Source organism: uncultured Planktosalinus sp., from assembly GCF_963973675.1.
Taxonomy (GTDB): Bacteria; Bacteroidota; Bacteroidia; order Flavobacteriales; family Flavobacteriaceae; genus Planktosalinus.
Map to the genome: position 1 here is coordinate 1 of NZ_CAXBAN010000251.1, position 4062 is coordinate 4062.

Consider the following 4062-nt stretch of genomic DNA (forward strand, 5'->3'; position numbering starts at 1 on the left):
TAAACTTGCTGAAAGTCATTCAATCTCAGTTTTGAAAAGACCAGATAATCTATCAACAGATACATCTAATGTTGTAGATGCAGTTTTTCATGTTCTGGAAAATTTAAAAAGTAAAGGTGAAACATTTGATTTAGTGGTGTTGCTTCAACCAACTTCTCCATTAAGATTGCCTCAAGATATTGATACAGCTTTAAATTTGTTGATTCAAAGTGAAACAGATGGAATAATTAGTGTTGTAGAGGTTAGTGACCATCATCCTGCAAGGATGTATGAAATTGATAATAATAACGGTTTAAATTGTTTTTTAGAGTCTGGAGAAACAATTAGAAGGCAGGATTTAAATAAACTTTATATTAGAAACGGAGCTATTTATATCATCAAAACGAAAGCATTGTTTATGGAAAGAACCTTAATGCCAAAGAAAAAAATTGCATACGTAATGAATAAGCGTTGGGCTGTGAACATTGATGAAGAGTTGGATTTGGATGTTTTAGAAGTGGTAATCAAAAAATGGAATGAGAAATATGGAGATTTTAATTACTGAACCCACAGATTTTAGTCAAAGAGCATTGAATTCACTTTCTAAAATTGGATTTGTAAAAAAAGGCCCATTTAGCAAAGAAGAGTTAATCAATGAAGTAGGTAATACAAATATTCTCATTGTAAGGTTAGGGCACTTGATTAATCAACCTATTTTTGACAATGCAAAAAATTTAAAGTACATTTTAACACCTACAACCGGTTTAAATCATATCGATGTAGATAATGCAAATAAAAGAGGTATACATATAATTTCATTAAAAGGGGAGCATGAGTTTTTAGATTCCATTCCTTCAACTGCTGAACATACTTGGGCATTATTAATGAGTCTGATTCGCAAAATTCCCCAGGCTTGTGATGATGTAAAAATGGGAAACTGGGATAGAGATAAGTTTAAAGGAAACAATTTAAATACCCTTTCATTGGGTGTTTTTGGATTTGGCAGAGTTGGGAAGCAAGTTGCAAAAATTGCAAAGTGCTTTAATATGAAAATTTATGTTTATGATAAAAAAAAGATTGAAACTAAATTATATAATGTTGTAAACTCTAAAAGTGAATTATTTCAAAAATCAGACATAGTTTCAATACATTTAGATTTAAATAAGGGAAATATAAATATTGTTGACAAAGAACTACTAAGGTTCTTGAAAAAAGGAGCTTTTTTGATAAATACCTCCAGAGGAGAGCTAATTAATGAAGATGATTTAGTGACTTTTTTAGAAAATAAAACTCTTGCTGGTGTGGCACTGGATGTTATTCACAATGAAAATGCAACTACATCTAAATTTAACAATCCTATTATTTCATATGCAAAAAATAATAATAATGCTATAATAACGCCTCATATCGCAGGAGCTACCTTACAATCTATGAAAATGACTGAAGAGTTTGTGGTTGACAAATTCATCAATATCTTAAATCAAAGAACACATATTTAAAGTTAACTTAATGTAAAGTTTAAACGATTTTTATATTATAATTTTGATTTGATTTTCAAAATTCTCATTAAATCTACTAAATGATCCCTAAGAAAAAAATATTTCTTTTACTACCCGATGGAGTAGGCTTGCGCAATTTTACCTTTAGTACCTTTGTTGATGAGGGAAAAAAAAGAGGATACGATATTACCTATTGGAATGCAACTCCTTTTGCAATTAAAGAAATGGGGTATCAGGAAATTAAACTGGGAGGTACAATGAATCCCAAAACTGACTTACTTAAACGCGCACGAAAAGAAATTGAATTGAACGCTTTTAAGTCTAAAACAAAGAACCCTGTCTTTTCATATTATAGTTTTAGACCCACAACAAAAACCCTTAAACAGAAGATAAAAAACACGCTGGTAAAATGGTATGCATGGAAGTATCAAAACAAGCTGCCGGCCTTACGCAAAGAGCTCCAACAAAGCGAACGCCAGTCACCCTATTACAAACACTGCCTGGCAACCTTAAAGGAAGAACAACCGGCACTGGTGTTTTGTACCAATCAGCGTCCGGTGAATGCCATTGCACCGCTTACGGCAGCACAGGATTTAGGCATTCCCACGGCCACTTTTATTTTTTCATGGGATAACCTCCCCAAAGCCACCATGGTGGTGGAAACCGATTACTATTTTGTGTGGAGCGAACACATGAAAGCCGAAATGCTTTTTTACTATCCATATATTAAAGAAAATCAAATCATCAGTACCGGTACACCCCAGTTTGAAATGCATTTTGATGCTGCACTAAAACAAAGTCGCGAGGCATTTTGTGACGCACACAAATTAGACCCTAATAAAAAATACCTTTGCTTTTCAGGAGATGATGTCACAACCTCTCCACATGACCCGGTATATCTAAAAGACGTGGCTGAAACCATACGAAACCTCAATCAACAGAAGGACCAATGGCGCATCCTGTTCAGAAGGTGTCCCGTTGATTTCTCCAACCGGTTTGAAGAAGTGCTGCAATCGTATGTAACTGAAATTCAATCGCTGCCGCCTTTATGGGAAAAAATGGGTGCCGGCTGGAATACGGTCTTGCCCACAAAAGAAGACAATGCCTTGTTGCTCAATACGGTTGCCCACAGTGAGTTGGTCATCAATGTGGGCTCCTCCATGATTTTTGACGCAGTCTGTCACGCTACCCCCTGTGTTTATATCGCTTACAATCCGGAAGAAGGAGTGCTGCAAAAAGACATTCACAGCATTTATAACTACATCCATTTTCAATCCATGCCCCGGGAAGCACCGGTTTTTTGGTTAAAAAACAAGGAAGCCCTCCCGGAAATTTTGACTAATTTAGACCAGAAGAAAGGGTCAACTTTAGAAGCCGCTCAAAGCTGGTTTCAAACCATCAACCAACACCCGCCCCAAAATGCATCCAAACGGATTTGGGAGGGGATTAAAAAATCTATTCAATAAATGCACCTCTGTTTTCTCACTCCTGAATACCCCCATCCTTCCATTGGCACCTCCGGTGGCTTGGGCAGTAGTATTAAAAACCTGGCAACGCAGTTGGTCAAGGAAGGGGTACAAGTCACGGTGGTGGTCTGTGGCCGGCAAAGGGAGCAGGTGTTTGTAGATGAGGGGATTGCCTTTTATATAATGAAACAGGTCAAATACCCATTGTTTGGGTTTTACTTATATCGCAAACACATAGAACGGTATTTAAACATCCTCATCAGGGATACCCACATCGACCTGGTGGAAGCACCTGACTGGACAGGGATTACTGCCTTTATGCACTTAAAAGCACCCTTGGTGATACGTTTTCATGGCAGTGATGCCTATTTTTGCAAACTGGACGGGCGGCCACAGAAAAAGAAAAACTACTGGTTTGAAAACAACGCCTTGAAACGAGCCGATTACTTGCTGTCAGTTAGTGCCTTTACTGCAAAAGTAACCAAAGCGCTGTTTCAATTAAATAAAGAAATCAAAGTCATCCCCAACAGCATCAATACAGCTCGTTTTCAACCACAACCTGAAAAGGAACTGCCCGGGCGGGTGTTGTATTTCGGGACACTCATTCGTAAAAAAGGGGTGCTGGAACTTTCAAAGATTTTTAATCGGGTGAACAGGCAATTGCCGGATACCCAATTTATCCTGGCCGGAAAAGACGTCCGGGATGTGTTTACCAAACAATCCACCAAAGCCATGATGTTAGAAGAGATGTCTTCTGATACCCGAAAACAAACACGGTTTTTGGAAGAATTGCCCTATGACGCCATACAGCAAGAAATCGCCAAAGCCACAGTAGCGGTCTTACCCAGCTTTGCCGAAGCCCTGCCCATGACCTGGCTGGAAGCCATGGCCATGGAAAAAGCCCTGGTGACTTCTGATATTGGTTGGGCGCAGGAAGTGATGGTGGACGGGGAAACCGGTTTTACAGTAGCACCTAAAAACCACGAGCACTATGCAGAGCGCATTGTCACCTTGTTACAGGAACCCAAGCTGCGAAGCCAATTGGGTACACAAGCCCGCCAACGAGTGGTGGAACACTTTTCGTCTGAGGTAGTGACCCTTCAAAATATTGATTATTA

At 38.6% G+C, this 4062-nt stretch carries 4 protein-coding genes; all 4 read left to right on the forward strand.

What is annotated here, in order from left to right:
- Positions 1-544, forward strand: a 544-nt coding sequence (locus AACY61_RS09890; protein ID WP_339611415.1) for a hypothetical protein, incomplete at its 5' end; no start/stop codon positions are given.
- Positions 525-1478, forward strand: coding sequence for an NAD(P)-dependent oxidoreductase (locus tag AACY61_RS09895; protein ID WP_339611416.1), 954 nt, complete (start codon positions 525-527; stop codon positions 1476-1478). The genes AACY61_RS09890 and AACY61_RS09895, both read left to right, overlap by 20 nt.
- Before the next feature lie 80 nt (positions 1479-1558).
- Positions 1559-2944, forward strand: coding sequence for a UDP-glycosyltransferase (locus tag AACY61_RS09900; protein WP_339611417.1), 1386 nt, complete (start codon positions 1559-1561; stop codon positions 2942-2944).
- A partial coding sequence (locus tag AACY61_RS09905) for a glycosyltransferase family 4 protein (RefSeq protein ID WP_339611418.1) occupies positions 2945-4062 on the forward strand: 1118 nt, incomplete at its 3' end. It abuts the gene before it with no gap.